1 protein-coding gene is annotated in these 627 nt (G+C 43.2%); it reads left to right on the forward strand.

Annotation, left to right across the window (positions count from 1 at the left end):
- The first annotated feature begins 252 nt into the window (after nt 1-252).
- A complete protein-coding gene (locus tag GRP75_RS28830) occupies nt 253-435 on the forward strand; it encodes a hypothetical protein (RefSeq protein ID WP_023988887.1) in 183 nt (60 codons plus the stop codon).
- Nucleotides 436-627 lie beyond the last annotated feature (192 nt).

A 627-nucleotide genomic window follows, 5' to 3' on the forward strand; every position in this document is an offset into this window, starting at 1 on the left:
TTCTTCTTCGGTGGGTTGGCTTCTTTTGGAACGCCTTGATGACAAGAAGTCACTGCTGCTGAAAACGACGGACGGCGGTGCGAACTGGAGAATTTTATAATCGCTATAAGGTGATTGCCCTGGGGTGTTTTTCCCAGGGCGTTTTATTTTTAAAAAATTTAAATTTTATACGACTATATGTGAAAAAAATCACAAACTAACGAATAAGCCGCTGTTATACTAAACCTGTAAACAACGATAGGAGTGATAATCATGAGAGCGAATCAGGATCATATGTTAACCCAATACTACCTTCAATTTTGTTATACTTGTCAGGATGCCTATGGTTGCACGACTGAAGAGGACTGCAAGCAGTGTGCAGAGCGTTACGCTGAAGACGAAGATCATGAAGTTCTGAATGAAACACAACGTTATCTCCAGCTTGTACATGTGTAAATCGATGCATCATTCTGATATCGCCATATCTTGAGCCTCCCGGATTATTCCGTGGGGGCTCTTGGCGTTCTTGAGAGTTGCTATCAAATTTGGGCAGGAACATACATATACTGTTATAGAAAGCTTAGGTCAGGTCAGGATGCCCGGTAGTTTCCCTGTGAAATGCCTGGCGGAGAGGAGTGCGGTGCATGG

Source organism: Paenibacillus sp. OT2-17 (genome assembly GCF_009827695.1).
GTDB lineage: Bacteria > Bacillota > Bacilli > Paenibacillales > Paenibacillaceae > Paenibacillus > Paenibacillus polymyxa_B.

Excerpts from the sequence above, each read along its gene's own strand:
- GRP75_RS28830 (WP_023988887.1), top strand. The coding sequence starts at position 253 with ATGAGAGCGAATCAGGATCATATGTTAACCCAATACTACCTTCAATTT.